Here is a 15,982-nt window from a genome sequence, read left to right as displayed (position 1 = left end):
GGTTGGAGCCCGCGCAGGCTCAATTCACCGAGAATTCGGCCCTGCAGCCGCCATCCACCCAGATGCCGCTGCGGCTCCAGCCCCAGGTCCTGCCTTCTTCGCAGGGCGTGCCGGACAGCTGGTGGATCACCCTGGCTTCGACCGCGATGCTGGCGCCGCAGAAACGCCGCCGCTTGGATTTGGATTCGCAGGTGACCTTGCGCGCCACGTCGACGAAGCGGCCATCATCATCGGCCACCTCGAAATCACCCTGGCAACCACGGCTGGTCCAGACCTCATTGCGCTTGTAGCCCCAGCCCTGCCCTTCGCGGCACGGCAGCACCGAGAGCTGGCGCAGCAGCCGCACCGGCGCGCCATCCAGCCGCACCGGGCAGCTCTGCGGGCGGCCGTTGGATTCGCAGCGCACCACGCGCCGCACCAGGCGCTTGCTCTTTCCTTCACCGGCAGCGGCGGAGCTGGCGGCACCTTCGGCGGTACGGGCACGGAACTCGGCACGGCAGCCCAGGGTCACCCAGACGCCACTGCGGTCAGTCCCCCACTCGCTGCCGCGGATGCAGGTGTTGCTGGACAGCTGGCGCACCAGATCGACACCGTTGCTGACGTCCAGATCGCAATGCACCCAACCCATGTCGCGCGATTCGCAGGTCACCACTTCGCCCGCGTAGCCAGCCTGCTGGGCCGACGCCGACAACGGCTGCACGCCGCCCCATATCGCCATGGAGTACACCGGTGCCGCGACGACCGCAAACCACTTGACCAAAGCATTCCCCAACGGAGCGGATGAACCACGATGCCAGTGTCCTGCATCTGGCGTGATAAGACCATCATCGCGCTTGCTGAATCAAGCGCGAAATCCGCCGTTTTTGTTCAGGCGCAGTGAGCGCCGCGTCATTCAGGCATGTGCGAAATCGAACGCCAGCACATCTGCGATGCGTGGCGTGCGGTTCATCGCCATCAGCAGCCTGTCCACGCCCACGGCCACACCGGCACACCCCGGCATCGCAGGCAATGCGGCCAGCAGCGCCTCATCCAGCGCGGGCTGCACCTGGCCGCGTTCGTGCCTTCGCTGCTGGTCACGCTCGAAGCGCGCACGCTGCTCGCCTGCATCGTTCAGTTCATGGTAGCCGTTGGCCAGTTCGACCGCGCCCAGGTACAGCTCGAAGCGTTCGGCCAGCGGCGGTGTGCCGGGGCGGACGCGCGCCAACGCCGCCTGGCTGGCCGGCCAGTCGTGGACCACAGTCATGACCGCGTCATCGAAGTGCGGTTGGATGCGATGGGTCATCAGCAGGTCCAGCCAATCGTCGCGGGTCAGGCCGACCGGATCGATATGCACGTCGCCCAGCGCCGCGCGCAACGCACGTTCGTCCGCATCGAACGGGTCGATGCCGGCGTGCTGCTGGAACAGCTCCCGGTAGCTGAGCACGCGCAGACTCGCCGTGCGCCCGACCAGCGCCAGTGCTTCGCGCACCAGCTCGGCGGTCTCGTGCATCAAGCGATGGTGATCCCAGCCCACGCGGTACCACTCCAGCATGGTGAATTCGGGATTGTGGCGGCCACCGGCCTCACCATTGCGGAACACCCGCCCAAGCTCATAGCAATCGCCCACGCCAGCAGCCAGCAGGCGCTTGAGCGGAAATTCCGGCGACGTGCGCAGCCAGCGGCGGCGGCCACCCGCATCGACATGGCCGCTGAAATCGGTATGGAAGCTGTCGATGTTCGGCTCGGTGTTTCCGGCCACCGACAGGATCGGCGTCTCCACTTCCAGCACATCGCGTTCGGCGAAGAAGCGGCGCATCAGCGCGTTCAGCGCCGCACGCTGCTGCAGCGTGCGCAGCAGGGCCTCGCTCACAGAATCCCCTCCGGGCGCGGGTGGTCCAGCGGCAGGGTCAGCAGGTCACGGGTGTCATCGATGTAGCCGCTGGCCAGGTACAGGCGCCGTGCCAGTTCATTGTGGTGGTTCACTTCCAGGCGCAGGCGGCTGACACCGCGCCCGCGTGCACGTTGTTCACAGATGGCCAGCGCCTGCTTGCCACGCCCACGGCCGCGCGCGCGGTGCGCCAGGTACAGTTCGTCCAGCAGCATGAAATGGCCGCCCTGCTCCAGGCTGAAGCCCATCGCGATGACCGCATAGCCGCACACCTGCGCCGCTTCGTCCAGCCACAACAGCACCTCGCCGTTGCGCGGGTCGGCCAGCAGCGCATCAACGCCACGGCGCACGCGCGCTTCATCGAACTCGATCCTGTCTTCGGCGTAGAACTCACGCATCAACGCGATCAGCAGTTCCTCATCGGCACGGGTGGCCAGGCGGAAATCCAGCGGAGCGGTCTGCATCGGGTGTCCTCTCGTGCATCAGGCCGGGCGCGCGTGACGCCCGGCGGGGTCATCATTCGTGTTCGGCCAGGTAGGCCAGCAGGCGATCTTCATCCCACACCGGCACGCCCAGCGACTGCGCTTTGTCCAGCTTGGAGCCGGCCTCGGTGCCCGCCACCAGGAAACTGGTCTTCTTGGAGACACTGCCGGACACCTTGGCGCCCAGTGCCTCCAGGCGGTCCTTGGCGGCGTCGCGGGTGAGCTGGGACAGCGTGCCGGTGAGCACCACGGTCTGCCCGTCCAGCGGACCGGCCACGACTTCGGCCAGTGCCGGCGCCTTGGCCAGGATGTGCTGCATCTCGGTTTCCGCCGCCAGCAGCATCGCGCCATGGCCATCGGTGTCCAGCCACTGGGCGACGCCACGCGCGGTGTCATCGGGCAGGCCGGCATTGACGAACTGCCCATGCTCGGCGTCGAGTACGGCCTGTGCGCTGGGCAGCGCCGCCACCAGCTTTTCCGCACGCAGGCGGGTGATGCCGGGAATTTCGGCTTCCACCAGCAGCTGCGCCAGATCCAGGCCCTCGCGCAGCTTCGCGCTCGGCGGATGCGCATCGCGGATGCGCACCTGGCCGACCTGCAGCAGCGCGTCGATGGCGTCCTGGTTGCCTTGCTGCTCGAAGAAGTGACCCAGCGAGCGCGCGACTTCGCCACCGATGTCCGGCACGCGCTTGAACAGCGGCCACGGCAACCGACGGATCAGCGCCAGATCACCGAACCACAGCGCCAGCGCCTTGGCCGTGCTTTCGCCCACGTGCTCGATGCCCAGCGCGAACAGCAGGCGTTCAAGGCTGGCTTCGCGGCTGGCGTCGATGGCAGCAATCAGGTTGTCGGCCCACTTGGTGGCGATCTTCTTCGTGTTCCATTCAAAGGCGACCGGCTGCACCAGCGCCTGCGTGCGCCATGCAGGGTCCTGCCCATCAAGATTGAGGACCGCCTTGAGCACCTCGCCACTGCCTTCGGCAGGAAGGTGCGGCTTCAGGTTGTTGGCCAGCGCCGAGGGGTCTTCGGCATCCAGCACCAGCTTCAGGTGCAGCAGCTGGTCGCGGGTCAGCTGGTAGAGGTCGGCGACGCGCTTGACGATGCCGGCGTCGACCAGGGTTTCAATGTACTTGTCACCGAGGCCGTCGATATCCATCGCGCGGCGCGACGCAAAGTGGGCAATGGCTTCCTTGCGCTGCGCCGGGCAGGATAGTTCGCCCGAGCAACGCCACGCGGCGGCACCTTCCTCGCGCACGATCTCCGAGCCGCACACCGGGCAACGGGTCGGCATCTGCCACGGCGTGGTGCCCTGCGGACGACGGTCGAGGATGACGCTCACCACTTCGGGGATGACATCGCCGGCACGGCGCACGATCACGCTGTCGCCCACCCGCACGTCCAGGCGCGCGATCTGGTCGGCGTTGTGCAGGGTGGCATTGGACACGATCACGCCGGCCACCGCCACTGGCGCCAGCCGCGCGACCGGCGTTGCTGCACCGGTGCGGCCGATCTGGATCTCGATGGCCTCCACCGTAGTGCTCTGTTCCTGTGCCGGGAACTTGTGCGCGATGGCCCAGCGCGGTGCGCGCGAAACGAAGCCCATGGCCTGCTGGCCGGCGCGGTCATCCAGCTTGTAGACCACGCCATCGATATCGAACGGCAGGCCGTCACGGCGCTCGCCGATGCTGCGGTAATAGCCGAGCAGGCCATCGGTGCCTTCGACCACCTTGCACAGCTCGCTCACCGGGAAGCCCCAGGCGCCCAACTGCGCCAGCGTGCCCGAATGGGTATCGGGCAGCTCACCGCCCTGCACTTCGCCGGTGCCGTAGGCGAAGAAGCTGAGCCTGCGCTGCGCGCTGATCTTCGCATCCAGCTGGCGCAGCGAACCGGCTGCGGCATTGCGTGGATTGGCCAGCACCTTGCCCCCGTGCAGGCGCGCCCGCTCGTTGTAGGCTTCGAAATCGGCGCGGGCCATGTAGACCTCTCCGCGCACTTCCAGCACGTCCGGCCAATCCTGCCCGTGCAGGCGCTTGGGAATATCGGCGATCTCGCGCAGGTTGGCGGTCACGTCCTCGCCGGTGCTGCCATCGCCACGGGTGGCGCCCAGCACGAACTGGCCGTCTTCATAGCGCAGGCTGATGGCCAGCCCGTCCATTTTCGGCTCGGCCGAGAACTGCAGGCTGCGGCGGCCAAGGCGCTCGTCGATGCGGCGCACGAAATCGGCCACTTCCTCATCGCTGAAGGCGTTCGACAGCGACAGCATCGGCACCGCGTGGCGCACTTCGGCGAAGCGGCCGGATGGGCGCGCTCCCACCTGCTGGGTTGGGCTGTCGGCGCGGGCCAGTTCCGGGTGGTCGCGTTCCAGCGCTTCCAGCTCGCGCACCAGCCGGTCGTAGTCGACGTCGGGGATCTCCGGCGCGTCCAGCTCGTGGTAGGCGCGGTTGGCCTGGGCGATCTGCCGGCGAAGGTCTTCGGCGCGTTCGGCGGGGCGGGGGCTCATCGGGATCCGGTGCTTCTGGAATGACCGGGGATTCTACCGCGCCCGGGCGTCAGGCCTCGTCATACCGACGTCTATCGGGGGTCGGATCCCCGAAGGGGTTCTGACCCCGCTGTTGTAGCGTCGAGCCATGCTCGACTGACCCGATAGAGCAGTCGAGCATGGCTCGACTCTACAGACCCCCCGCTTGCCGCCCGCCGCCACCAGCGTTAGCGTGCGGCGGTTGCCCTTCGGAATCCCGCCCGTGTCCCTGCCCGCCTCCCGCCGCCACTTCCTGCAACTGGCCGGTGTCGGCCTCGTCGCTGCTGGCAGCGGCCTGCCCGGCCTCGGCCAGGCCCAGCCCGCTGCGGCTCCAGCCACTGGCCCGGTCCTGCTCAACTTCAACGAATGCCCGTACGGACCCTCGCCCGCCGCCCAGCAGGCCGCGCGCGACAGCATCGCCGGCAGCGGCCGCTACCAGTTCGCCCTGGCCGGACAGGTCCGTGATGCCTTCGTCGCCCAGGCCGGCATCCCCGCCGACCACGTGCGCCTGTACCCGGGCTCCAGCGAGCCGCTGAACCGCGCCGCCCTCCTGTGGACCGGCCAGCAGGCAGCCTTGGTGGTGGCCGACCCGACCTTCGAAACGCTGGGCGAGATGGCCGCCGCACGCGGTGCACACGTGCAGAAAGTGCCACTGCGCGCCGACGGTGCGCACGATCTGCGGGCGATGGTGGCGGCGGCGCACGCCCAGGCCACCGGGCTGATCTATGTCTGCAATCCGAACAATCCCACCGGTTCGATCAGCCCTCCGGCCGAACTGGCGTGGCTGCTGGCCAACAAGCCGTCATCTACCCGCGTACTGGTGGACGAGGCCTACCTGCAGTACAGCGATCAGCCCAGCCTGATCGCACAGGTGGCAAGGCGCGATGACCTGATCGTGCTGCGCACCTTCTCCAAGCTCTACGGCATGGCCGGCCTGCGCTTGGGCGTAGCAGCAGCCCACCCCGAGCGCCTGCGCGAACTGGCCAGCCTGGGCGAGAATCCCCTGCCGGTACCGGCCCTGGCGGCCGCGCTGGCCAGCCTGCAGGATCCGCAGCTGATCGCGCAGCGCCGCCTGCAGAATGCCAAGGCGCGGCAAACGACCATCGCCTGGCTGGGCAAGCGCGGTTTCAGCTGCGTGCCGTCGGAAGCGAACTGCTTCGTAGTGGATGTGCGGCGCGACGGCAACGCCTTCGCCAAGGCAATGGCCGACAATGGCGTGGTGATCGGCCGCAGCTGGCCGATCTGGCCGCAGCGCGTGCGGGTGACCGTCGGCACCGAAGAGGAAATGGCAGCGTTCCGCCAAGTGTTCGCGAAGGTGGCCGGCATACCGGCGTAACCCATCCAGGGAGGGGCCGACCCGGCCCTCTGTAGAGTCGAGCCATGCTCGACTGGGGCCTTCCCTACACGCCTGAGCGCATTCAAGCGATACCCAAGTTGCCTCAGCCAGCCAATGCTGGGGCATGCCCAGTCCACGTCTCCTGAAAGGCCGTTGGTCGCAACTGCGGAACGTCCATGCGATCACCACGGTCACTCACCAGCGCCATCGGCACGTTGATGATCCATGACAGGCCGCCGTCGTTGTCGCGGGCCTGCAGTGGATCCAGCAGGAGGGCGGGTGCCTCAACCTCGCGTGGGCGGTGGTGCCGGATCACGTGCATTGGTTGATGCAACTGCGCTCAGGAACCCTTGCCGCGTCGGTGCAGTTGATGAAATCGCGCTGCAGCCGACTCATCGGCATCGAGGGACCACTCTGGCAGCGCGGCTATCATGATCACGCGGTGCGATGTGATGAATCTTTGAGAAACCAGGCGCTGAACATCTCGGCGAATCCTGTCCGCGCCGGACAGGCGGCACAGCTTGGCGATCATCCGTTTGCGTGGTGCCGATGGCTGGATCGATCGCCAGTCCTGTAGTCGAGCATGGCTCGACGCTACCCTTGGGCTTTTACCAGCGCGGGGTCTTGGTCAGCGGCGGTGCCTGGTGCTGCCGGTCATAGGCACGCAGCTCATCGCGGATGTGTGCAATGCGCTGGCGGCCCAGGGCGTTGCGGCTGTCATCGAGCACCACGCCATCAAGCAGTTCGGCCATGCGCTGCACCGTCGGCAGCATCTTTTCCCACGCATCCAGCGCGGTCAGCGGCGCCGGCAGGGTCAGGAAGAAGGCAATGGCCGGGGTTTCCATCGCACGGATGTTGGCCATGTCGAAGCTGCCAGGCTTCATGATGCTGGCCATCGAGAAGATCGGGCCGCGTTCGGGATGCCCTTCCACCAGGCGGTGGAACACGTTCATGTGGCCGAACACCAGACCGGTCTTCTCGGCCGCCACCACGATGTCCTCGCCACGCAGCTGCTCACCAGCGCGGGCGGCCACGAACAACGACACGATCTTGTCGAAGTCCTGGGTCGCACGCTTGCCCAGATCGCTGTTGCCCGGGTCGGTATCGGCCAGGCCCAGTTCGGCCTGCTGGCCTTCATCGCCCAGGCCCGGCTCGCTGCGGGTCTCGGCAAGGGCCACGCCGTCTTCGCCCAGCACCGGCTCGCGGCGCTCGCCGCTGGTGGGTTCGGCGTTTTCCACGCGACGTCCCTGCGGCTTCTTCTTCGGACGGCCAAACAGGAAGATCGCAGCAACCAGCAGCAGGCCGGCGGCCAGGATGCCGATGCGCAACAGTGCCGTGTCGGTCATTCGTCAGGTACTCCGGCTAGTTCATTCAGGTAACTAGAATGGCACGTCAGGCCGCGCCCGCCAATCGCGCGGCTTCTTCCAGGTCCACGCTGACCAGGCGGCTGACGCCCGGCTCGCGCATGGTCACGCCCGAGAGCTGGTGGGCCGCCTCCATCGTCGCCTTGTTGTGGCTGACGAACAGGAACTGCACCTTCTCGCTCATTTCCTTGACCATGTTGGCCAGGCGACCGACGTTGGCCTCATCCAGCGGCGCGTCCACCTCGTCCAGCAGGCAGAAGGGCGCGGGGTTGAGCTGGAAGATGGCGAACACCAGGGCCACCGCGGTCATCGCCTTCTCGCCACCGGACAGCAGCGAGATGCTCGACACGCGCTTGCCCGGCGGGCGCGCCATGATGGTCACGCCGGTATCGAGCAGGTCTTCACCGGTCAGTTCCAGATAGGCATGTCCGCCACCGAACAGGCGCGGGTACAGCGCCTGCACGCCGGCATTGACGCGGTCGAAGGTGTCCTTGAAGCGACCGCGGGTCTCGCGGTCGATCTTGCGGATCGCGTCTTCCAGGGTTTCCAGCGCCGTGGTCAGATCGGTGTGCTGCGCATCCAGATAGTCCGAACGCTGCGAAGCCTCGCCATATTCATGGATCGCGGCCAGGTTGACCGGCTCCAGCCGGCGCATGCGCCCATCAATCTGGTGCACGGCCTGTTCCCAGTCGCCCAGGCGGGCATCGTCGGGCAGCGCGTTGAGCACGTCCTGCAGCACGAACCCGGCCTTTTCCACCGCACCCTGCAGCGTCTCGGCGCTGAGCACCAGTGCCTGCTGGTCGAGCTTGCGCTGGGAAATGCGCTCACGCTGGGCCAGCGCCTGTTCGTCGCGCTGGTGGCGGGTCTGTTCGTAGTTGCGCAGCTCAGCGTCGATGCCATCGAGCAGCGTGCGCGCTTCGGTCAGCACGCGGTCGGCGCGCACGCGCTCTTCAAGCGCATTCTGGTGTTCGGCCTGCAGGGATTCGACCGGCGAATCGCCCTCATCCAGCTGCGAATGCAGTTCGCCCAGGCGCGAATCCAGCTGCCCGCGCTGGGTGCTCATGCGCTCCAGCGCCTGGCTCAGCGATGCCAGCTGCGCGCGCTGCGATTCCAGGGTCAGGGCCAACGAATGCGAGCGCTCGCGCACCGCGCGCGCTGCTTCCCGCGCCAGGTCACGCGCCTCGGTCAGCTGGCGGCGTTCGCTTTCCAGGCCCTGCCGGGTCGACTCCAGGTCACCCATGCTGCTGACCGCGTTTTCCAGCCGCCCGCGTGCTTCGCGTGCCTGTTCGCGGTTGACGTCCAGCGTTTCCAGCAGTTGCGCCAGCTCGCCTTCGATACGATCGATGCGGGTGCGTGCCGCCTCCACCTTGCCCTGCTGGCCCTGCAACTGGCCGGCCAGTTCAGAGACTGCGCGGTGGGCCTGGTACAGCGTCCGTTGCGCATCCTCGCGCTGCTGCTCCGCCGCCAGCAGCTGGTCACGGAAACCCGCCAGCTGTTCTTCCAGCGCGGCCTCGCGCTCCTGCAGCTGTTCGATCTGCTCGCGCAGTTCGTTGATCTCGCGCTCGCGCAGCAGTGCACCCTGCTGCGCCGCGCCGGAGCGCGACAGGCACAGCCAGCCTTGCCCCAGGCGCTCGCCATCCTGGGTAATGATCGAATCACCGTCGGCCAGGCTGGCCTGCAGCGCCTTTGCCTCGGCCAGGTCCCTGGCGCCGTGCAGATGGGCCAGCAGGCGACGGATCGCCACCGGACCGCGCACGCGCGCAGCCAGCGAGGTCGGCGCCACGTTGAGGTCACCGGCATCGTCGGCCACCAGCGCGATGCGGCCATCGCCCAGCTCGCCCAGAACATCGACCAGGCGCGCCGGATCATCCACCAGCACGCCTTCGATCAACTGACCGAGTGCGCTTTCCACGGCATTTTCCCAGCCCGCGTCAACGTCCAGCCGCTCGCCCACGCGCGCAGCCGAATCCAGTCCATGGGTCTTCAACCACGCTGCAGCGGCGCCCTGCTCCTGGCCGAGCGCAGCCTGCTGCAGCGTTTCCAGCGAGGCCAGCCGACCGCGCAGGCCATTGGCCTGCTTGCGCAGCTCGGCCAGTTCGTTCTGGCCGGTGCGCTGCTGCTCCTGCACGGCGGTCACGCCCTGCCTGCGGCGTTCGACGTCTTCGCCAAGTTCGTCCAGCGCGGTCTTCTGCGTTTCGTGCTGCTGGAACAGCTGCTCGAAGGCCTCTTCCAGCGCGTCCACATCCAGCCCGGCGCGCTCGCCGGCCAACGCTTCGCGGCGGCGGTCGGCATCGAGAATCTGCTTGTCCAGGTAATCCACGCGGGTGCGCTCGACATCGCCGGCGCGCGAGGCTTCCGAACTCTGCGAGGTGTGCTGTTCCCAGCGCTGCTGCCAGCTGGCCAGGCGATCCTCGGCTTCGCGCAGGCTTTCCTGCTTGATCTGGTTCTCTTCCTGCAGCGCTTCCAGCTGCGGGGTGGCATCTTCGACAGCGTCGCGCAGCACCCCCAGCTTGGCTTCGTCGCCACTGATGTGCTGGCCAAGCTCGGACAGCGCCTGCCGCGTCTCGTCGCGCGCCTTGTGCAGGCGCTGCGACAGTTCGCGCTGGTGCTGGATCTGCTGCTCGACACGGGCGAGCGTGCTGCCCACCTGGTAGACGGCAGCCTGCGCGGTATTGAGCGCGTCAGCGGCCTCTTCGCGGCGCACGCGCGAGGTCTCGATGCGCGCTTCGGCTTCACGCTGGTCGGCGATCAGCTGCTGCAGCTTGGTTTCTTCCTGCGACAGGCCTTCGCGCAGCTTGGACAGTCGCCCGTCCAGCCCACGGAATTCCAGGGTCTTCCACTCGGCATCCTTGACCCGGCGCTCTTCCTGCAGCGCCTGGTACTGCTCGGCCTGCCGGGCCTGGCGCTTGAGGTGTTCGAGCTGCTTGCTGATCTCGTCGCGCAGGTCGCCCAGCCGGTCCAGGTTCTCGCGGGTATGGCGGATGCGGGTTTCGGTTTCCTTGCGGCGCTCCTTGTACTTGGAGATGCCGGCGGCCTCTTCCAGGTACACGCGCAGGTCTTCCGGCCGCGCCTCGATGATCTGGCTGATCATGCCCTGCTCGATGATCGAGTAGCTGCGCGGGCCCAGGCCGGTGCCGAGGAACAGATCGGTGATGTCGCGGCGGCGGCACTTGGTGCCGTTGAGATAATAGTTGCTGCTGCCGTCGCGGCTGACCGTGCGCTTGACCGAGATTTCGTTGAACGAGGCGTACTCGCCGGAAATCGTGTGGTCCGAGTTATCGAAGATCAGCTCGACGGTGGCCTGCGAGACCGGCTTGCGGGCGTTGGAACCGGAGAAGATCACGTCGGTCAGCGAATCACCGCGCAGGCGGCTGGCCGAGCTTTCGCCCATGACCCAGCGCACGGCGTCGATGATGTTCGACTTGCCGCAGCCATTGGGCCCCACCACGCCGGTCATGTTGGTCGGCAGGTGCAGGGTGGTCGGATCGACGAACGACTTGAAGCCGGACAGCTTGATCGTGGAAAGACGCATAGAGGTTCCGGACTGGGGCCGCCGAGCGGCCTGCTTACCCTCCAAGCCATTGATCCTGCTCGGATCGCTGGCCGTGGAACGGGCGTGACGCCCTGAGTATACCGATGTGGCCGTGTTCTACGAGACAGGGGCTGCGAGGAGCGTGGAACATGACCCGGCCCGGCCGCAGCACCGGCGGGCCCGCAAAACAAAGCGGGCACCCTTGCGGGCGCCCGTTCTGGTGACACCAGGCCTTGCGGCTTGGGATCAGGCCTTTTCGGCTTCAACCACAACCTTGACGGTGGTTTCGACGTCGGCGTGCAGGTGCACCAGGACGTCGTACTCACCGATGTTGCGGAAGGCGCCTTCGCCCAGGATGACTTCGCTCTTGCTCAGCGGCAGGCCGGCAGCGGTGAAGGCATCGGCGATTTCGCGGGCGCCGACCGAGCCGTACAGCTTGCCTTCGGTCGAAGCGTTGGCGGCGATGGTCACGCTCGCGCCTTCCAGCTTGGCCTTGCGGGCGTCAGCGTCGGCGTGGATGGCCTGGGCCTTGGCTTCGTATTCGGCGCGCTTGGCTTCGAACTCGGCCTTGTTGCTCTCGGTGGCCGGAACGGCCTTGCCCTGCGGCACGAGGAAGTTACGGCCGTAGCCCGGCTTCACGTCGACCAGGTCGCCCAGGTTGCCGAGGTTGGTGACTTTCTGCAGGAGGATCAGCTGCATGGTATTGCTCCAGATAAGTTATTCGTTAGCGAGGCGATGCCCCGCAACAAAGGCTGTCCGAATAGCTGGCACAGCGGGGGCGGCACCGGGCCGCCCCGCCGGGCATCAGACGTCGTGGTTGTCGGTGTACGGGATCAGGGCCAGGAAGCGAGCGCGCTTGACGGCGGTCGCCAGCTGGCGCTGGTACTTCGACTTGGTACCGGTGACGCGGCTCGGCACGATCTTGCCGTTCTCGGTCAGGTACTGGCGCAGGGTGTTGAGATCCTTGTAGTCGATCTCCTTCACACCTTCAGCCGTGAACTTGCAGAACTTGCGGCGACGGAAGAACTTGGACATGGGAAGGCTCCTTAGGCGGCGGAAGCGGCGTCGTCGCCGGCTTCGTTGTCAGCGGTGGTGGTGGACTCGCCTTCTTCGTCGTCACGACGACGGCGCTCACCGCGCTCCGGCTTGTCACCCTTCTCGTCCTTGCTCTTCATGATCAGCGACTGCTCGGTGTCAGCCTCGTCACGCTTGATGACCAGGTTGCGCAGCACGGCGTCGTTGAAGCGGAAGCTTTCGGTCAGTTCGTTCAGAACGGCCTGGTCGGCTTCGATGTTCAGCAGCACGTAGTGCGCCTTCACCAGGTTCTGGATCGGGTACGCCAGCTGGCGGCGGCCCCAGTCTTCCAGACGGTGGATGGTGCCGTTGCCGTTCTCGACCAGCGACTTGTATCGCTCGATCATGGCCGGGACCTGCTCGCTCTGGTCCGGGTGGACCATGAACACGATTTCGTAATGACGACTCATGTTTTTTCTACCTTTCGGATGTGGCCTTGCGGCCGGACAGCCCCCCGCCGTGGATACCGCGGTGGGGCAAGGGTTCCCGCCAGGAAGGCAGGAAGCCGCGCATTATGGCGCAGATGGGGGGGGCGGGCAACCGGGCCGGGGCCGGGGCCGGGGCCGGGGCCGGACGAAGCTGAACGGGATGCCCTGCCCCTGCCGACCAAGGTCGGCAACGACCAACGCAGGGCGCTCAGGCCTTGTCGGCGTCGGTCGTGAAGCTCTCGCCGCAGCCGCACTCGGCGGTGGCATTCGGGTTGCTGAACGTGAAGGTCTCGCTCAGGCCGTGCTTGCCGAAGTCGATGACGGTGCCATCCACCAGGGCCAGGCTCTTGGCGTCCACGTAGATCTTCACGCCATCCTGGTCGAACACGGTGTCGCCCTCGCGCTCGTCACGGGCCAGGTCGGTCACATGGCCCCAGCCGGAGCAGCCGGTCTTGGTCACGCCGAAGCGCAGGCCCAGGGCGCCGGGGGTCTGGGCGACGAAGCGCTGCACGCGCTCGAAGGCGATGGGGGTCAGGCTGACGGCCATGAGGCTCACTCCAAGGATACAGGGACATTATAAGGAGCCGGCGGCCGCAAAAATGCCTCGCAAGCAGAACGCTGCAACCGGTAAACTCCCGTGTTCACAGATCGAGTCGATCAGCAGAGGATTCAAGTCATGACGGTGGTCAGCGTTGAACATGCGCTTGCCGGGAAGATCCCGGAAGGCGGCGAAGTCACGGTACGCGGATGGGTGCGCACGGTGCGCGGTTCAGCGAATCTGGCCTTCGTCAATGTGAGCGATGGTTCCTGCTTCGCGCCGATCCAGGTCGTGGCCAACGACACGCTGGCCAATTTCGACGAGATCAAGCGCCTGACCAGCGGCTGTTCGGTCATCGCCACCGGCACCCTGGTGAAGTCGCAGGGCAAGGGCCAGTCGTTCGAGATCCAGGCCAGCACGCTGGAGGTGGTCGGCTGGGTCGAAGACCCGCTCACCTACCCGATCCAGCCCAAGCCGATGTCGCCGGAGTTCCTGCGTGAAGTGGCGCACCTGCGCCCGCGCACCAACCTGTTCGGCGCGGTCACCCGCATCCGCAACTGCCTGGCCCAGGCCGTGCACCGTTTCTTCCACGAGAACGGCTTCAACTGGATCAGCACCCCGATCATCACCACCTCCGACGCCGAAGGCGCCGGCCAGATGTTCCGCGTGTCCACCCTGGACATGGTGAACCTGCCGCGCGACGACAAGGGCGCGATCGATTTCAGCCGCGACTTCTTCGGCAAGGAAACCTTCCTGACCGTGTCCGGCCAGCTGAACGTCGAGGCCTACTGCCTGGCGCTAAGCAAGGTCTACACCTTCGGCCCGACCTTCCGCGCCGAGAACAGCCACACCACCCGCCACCTGGCGGAGTTCTGGATGATCGAGCCGGAAATCGCCTTCGCCGACCTGGCCGAAGACGCGCGCCTGGCCGAGGAGTTCCTGAAGTACCTGTTCCGTGCCGTGCTGAACGAGCGCGGTGACGACCTGGCCTTCATCGCCGAGCGCGTGGACAAGAACGCGATCACCAAGCTGGAAGACTTCATCAACGCACCGTTCGAGCGCATCGACTACACCGATGCGGTCAGCCTGCTGCAGAAGTCGGGCAGGAAGTTCGACTTCCCGGTCGAGTGGGGCCTGGACCTGCAGACCGAGCACGAGCGCTGGCTGACCGAGGAACATGTCGGCCGCCCGGTGGTGGTGACCAACTACCCCGAGCACATCAAGGCCTTCTACATGCGCCTGAACGACGACGGCAGGACCGTCGCCGCGATGGACGTGCTGGCCCCGGGCATCGGCGAGATCATCGGCGGCAGCCAGCGCGAAGAGCGCCTGGACGTGCTGGACGCGCGCATGGCCCAGTTCGGCCTGGATCGCGAACACTACAGCTGGTACCGCGATTTCCGCCGCTACGGTTCGGTGCCGCACGCCGGCTTCGGCCTCGGCTTCGAGCGCCTGGTGGTCTACGTCTGCGGCCTGTCCAACATCCGCGATGCGATCCCCTACCCGCGTGCCCCGGGCAGCGCGGACTTCTAAGCCACACCCCACGACCACGGAGGTACTGCCCCCATGACCCTGTTCTTCGCCCTCTGTTTCGTTGGCGTGGCAGTGGCCGGGTTCAGTGCCTTCGTGATCTTCTGGCCATTGACCCTGGTGCACGTGCGTGACCGCCATCCGGCGCTCGCCGCGCGCTTCGGCAGTGGCGCTTTCCTCAAGCCCGACGCCCTGGCCTGGCTGCTGCGCCGCGATTACCGCCAGCAGCCGGACCGTTCGCTGTCCGGGCTGGCGACGCCGGCCTGGGTATCGCTGCTGACCCTGCTGGCCGGACTGGGCATGGCTGCCCTGCTCTGGCTGGCCTCGCTCTGGTAACACACCTATGAACGACAACACCGACGCCCGCGACAGCTGGTGGCTGGCCAGCCTCGGCAACACCCTGATCTGGGCACGCCTGCGGGTACGCCCGGCCGGTACCGCCGAAGTGCTGGACAGCGATGGCAACACGCTGAGCTATGACAGCGAGGACACCGCACGTGCCCAGCTGTTCGATGCCGAATTCGTCGAGTACGACGGCCTGGACGAAGAAGACGCACTGGTGCGCGGCTTCAGCCTGCACGAAGTGCAGCCGCCGCAGGCCGGCAGCGATGAAGGCCTGCGCGGCCGCATGGTGCAGTCGCTCGGCGGGCGCGCCTGAGCCCAGGCCGATGTTCACCCCGCGCGCCTTCGCCGAAACCGACCTGCACTGGCTGGACCGCCTGCTGGCGCGCGATGCGTTCGTCACGGTGCTGACCACCGGTGACGATGGCCTGCCGGAACTGACCCGCATGCCGGTGCTGTACCAGCGCCAGGGCACCCGGATCGAACTGCGAGGGCATTGGGCCCGCGCCAACCCGCAGTCGCGCCGCGATGGCCCCGCCAAGGTGCTGGTCGACGGCCCGCATGGCTATGTGTCGGCCAGCTGGTACCCCGACAAGGAAGCTGCCGCGCGCGTGCCTACATGGAACTATGCCGCCGCCGAACTGCGCGGGCAGCTGCAGCGGTTCGATGATCCGGCCGCGCTGGCCGAACTGGTGGGTGCCGTCAGCGATCACTTCGAAGCCAGCGTCGGCCAGCAGTGGCAGTTCGACGCGGACCGTCCCGAGCACGGCCCGGAACTGCGCGGCATCGTCGGCTTCCGTTTCCAGGTTGAACAGGTGCAGTTGAAGCTGAAACTGAGCCAGAACCACCCCGAGGCCAACCAGCAGGCGGTGATCGCCGCCCTGGACGACCTGCACACCCCCGCATCCATCGAGCTGGCGCAGTGGATGCGCTGGCACCGCGACGAAGCCGCCAGCGGCTGAGCGCCCGCT

General features: G+C 67.0%; 15 protein-coding genes and 1 pseudogene. 6 read left to right on the top strand and 10 right to left on the bottom strand.

The genetic code is table 11. The features are described 5' to 3' along the window. Positions 1-19: 19 nt before the first annotated feature. The 4 genes from VER16_RS02640 to ligA all read right to left on the bottom strand — a co-directional run bounded on the left by VER16_RS02640 (position 20) and on the right by ligA (position 4,855). Positions 20-760, bottom strand: a complete 741-nt coding sequence (locus VER16_RS02640) for a DUF3011 domain-containing protein (protein WP_324805321.1) — start codon at positions 758-760, stop codon at positions 20-22. Positions 761-892: 132 nt separating this feature from the next. Continuing rightward, a complete protein-coding gene (gene epmA / locus VER16_RS02635; RefSeq protein WP_324805320.1) occupies positions 893-1,849 on the bottom strand; it encodes an EF-P lysine aminoacylase EpmA in 957 nt (318 codons plus the stop codon). Then, positions 1,846-2,331, bottom strand: coding sequence for a GNAT family N-acetyltransferase (locus tag VER16_RS02630; RefSeq protein ID WP_324805319.1), 486 nt, complete (start codon positions 2,329-2,331; stop codon positions 1,846-1,848). The genes epmA and VER16_RS02630 overlap by 4 nt, the downstream gene beginning before the upstream one ends. A 52-nt stretch (positions 2,332-2,383) precedes the next feature. After that, positions 2,384-4,855: an NAD-dependent DNA ligase LigA gene (gene ligA / locus VER16_RS02625; RefSeq protein WP_324805405.1), complete on the bottom strand. Its 2,472-nt coding sequence runs from the start codon at positions 4,853-4,855 to the stop codon at positions 2,384-2,386. 235 nt (positions 4,856-5,090) lie between these two features. On the opposite strand from ligA, the gene VER16_RS02620 reads away from it, so the two are divergent. Together VER16_RS02620 and VER16_RS02615 are read left to right on the top strand one after the other, a co-directional pair. Beyond that, a complete protein-coding gene (locus tag VER16_RS02620; protein ID WP_324805318.1) occupies positions 5,091-6,203 on the top strand; it encodes a pyridoxal phosphate-dependent aminotransferase in 1,113 nt (370 codons plus the stop codon). A gap of 244 nt (positions 6,204-6,447) precedes the next feature. Beyond that, a pseudogene (locus VER16_RS02615) lies at positions 6,448-6,780 on the top strand (REP-associated tyrosine transposase); the annotation flags it as partial. Between the two features lie 31 nt (positions 6,781-6,811). Here the strand turns inward: VER16_RS02615 and zipA are convergent. The 6 genes from zipA to VER16_RS02585 form a co-directional block, all read right to left on the bottom strand. Further along, positions 6,812-7,549: a cell division protein ZipA gene (gene zipA / locus VER16_RS02610; RefSeq protein WP_324805316.1), complete on the bottom strand. Its 738-nt coding sequence runs from the start codon at positions 7,547-7,549 to the stop codon at positions 6,812-6,814. Between the two features lie 46 nt (positions 7,550-7,595). After that, positions 7,596-11,099 (bottom strand): chromosome segregation protein SMC, encoded by a 3,504-nt coding sequence (gene smc / locus VER16_RS02605; RefSeq protein ID WP_324805315.1) that lies wholly within the window; start codon positions 11,097-11,099, stop codon positions 7,596-7,598. A 246-nt stretch (positions 11,100-11,345) separates the two neighbouring features. Further along, positions 11,346-11,798 (bottom strand): 50S ribosomal protein L9, encoded by a 453-nt coding sequence (gene rplI / locus VER16_RS02600; RefSeq protein ID WP_108765551.1) that lies wholly within the window; start codon positions 11,796-11,798, stop codon positions 11,346-11,348. A gap of 105 nt (positions 11,799-11,903) precedes the next feature. Beyond that, complete coding sequence (gene rpsR, locus VER16_RS02595; protein ID WP_002804494.1) at positions 11,904-12,134, bottom strand: 30S ribosomal protein S18; 231 nt, start codon at positions 12,132-12,134, stop codon at positions 11,904-11,906. An 11-nt stretch (positions 12,135-12,145) separates the two neighbouring features. Continuing rightward, the gene (rpsF, locus tag VER16_RS02590) at positions 12,146-12,583 is read right to left on the bottom strand and encodes a 30S ribosomal protein S6 (protein ID WP_049445625.1); all 438 of its coding nucleotides are present in this window, start codon (positions 12,581-12,583) and stop codon (positions 12,146-12,148) included. A 226-nt stretch (positions 12,584-12,809) separates the two neighbouring features. After that, entirely contained in the window at positions 12,810-13,148 is a 339-nt protein-coding gene (locus VER16_RS02585) for a HesB/IscA family protein (protein ID WP_006452998.1), read from the bottom strand. A 129-nt stretch (positions 13,149-13,277) separates the two neighbouring features. Here VER16_RS02585 and asnS point away from each other — a divergent pair, with 129 nt between their 5' ends. Genes asnS through VER16_RS02565 form a run of 4 tightly spaced genes read left to right on the top strand, consistent with a single transcriptional unit; the run spans position 13,278 to position 15,973 of the window. After that, a complete protein-coding gene (gene asnS, locus VER16_RS02580; RefSeq protein ID WP_324805314.1) occupies positions 13,278-14,672 on the top strand; it encodes an asparagine--tRNA ligase in 1,395 nt (464 codons plus the stop codon). 33 nt (positions 14,673-14,705) lie between these two features. Further along, positions 14,706-15,005 (top strand): hypothetical protein, encoded by a 300-nt coding sequence (locus tag VER16_RS02575; RefSeq protein ID WP_005410232.1) that lies wholly within the window; start codon positions 14,706-14,708, stop codon positions 15,003-15,005. Positions 15,006-15,012: 7 nt separating this feature from the next. After that, positions 15,013-15,327, top strand: a complete 315-nt coding sequence (locus tag VER16_RS02570; protein WP_324805313.1) for a hypothetical protein — start codon at positions 15,013-15,015, stop codon at positions 15,325-15,327. A 10-nt stretch (positions 15,328-15,337) separates the two neighbouring features. After that, the gene (locus VER16_RS02565) at positions 15,338-15,973 is read left to right on the top strand and encodes an FMN-binding negative transcriptional regulator (protein WP_324805312.1); all 636 of its coding nucleotides are present in this window, start codon (positions 15,338-15,340) and stop codon (positions 15,971-15,973) included. Positions 15,974-15,982 lie beyond the last annotated feature (9 nt).

It is taken from the genome of Stenotrophomonas sp., assembly GCF_035634915.1.
GTDB lineage: Bacteria > Pseudomonadota > Gammaproteobacteria > Xanthomonadales > Xanthomonadaceae > Stenotrophomonas.
Note: the sequence above shows the minus strand (reverse complement) of the source record. Positions and strands in the feature narration are given on the sequence as shown.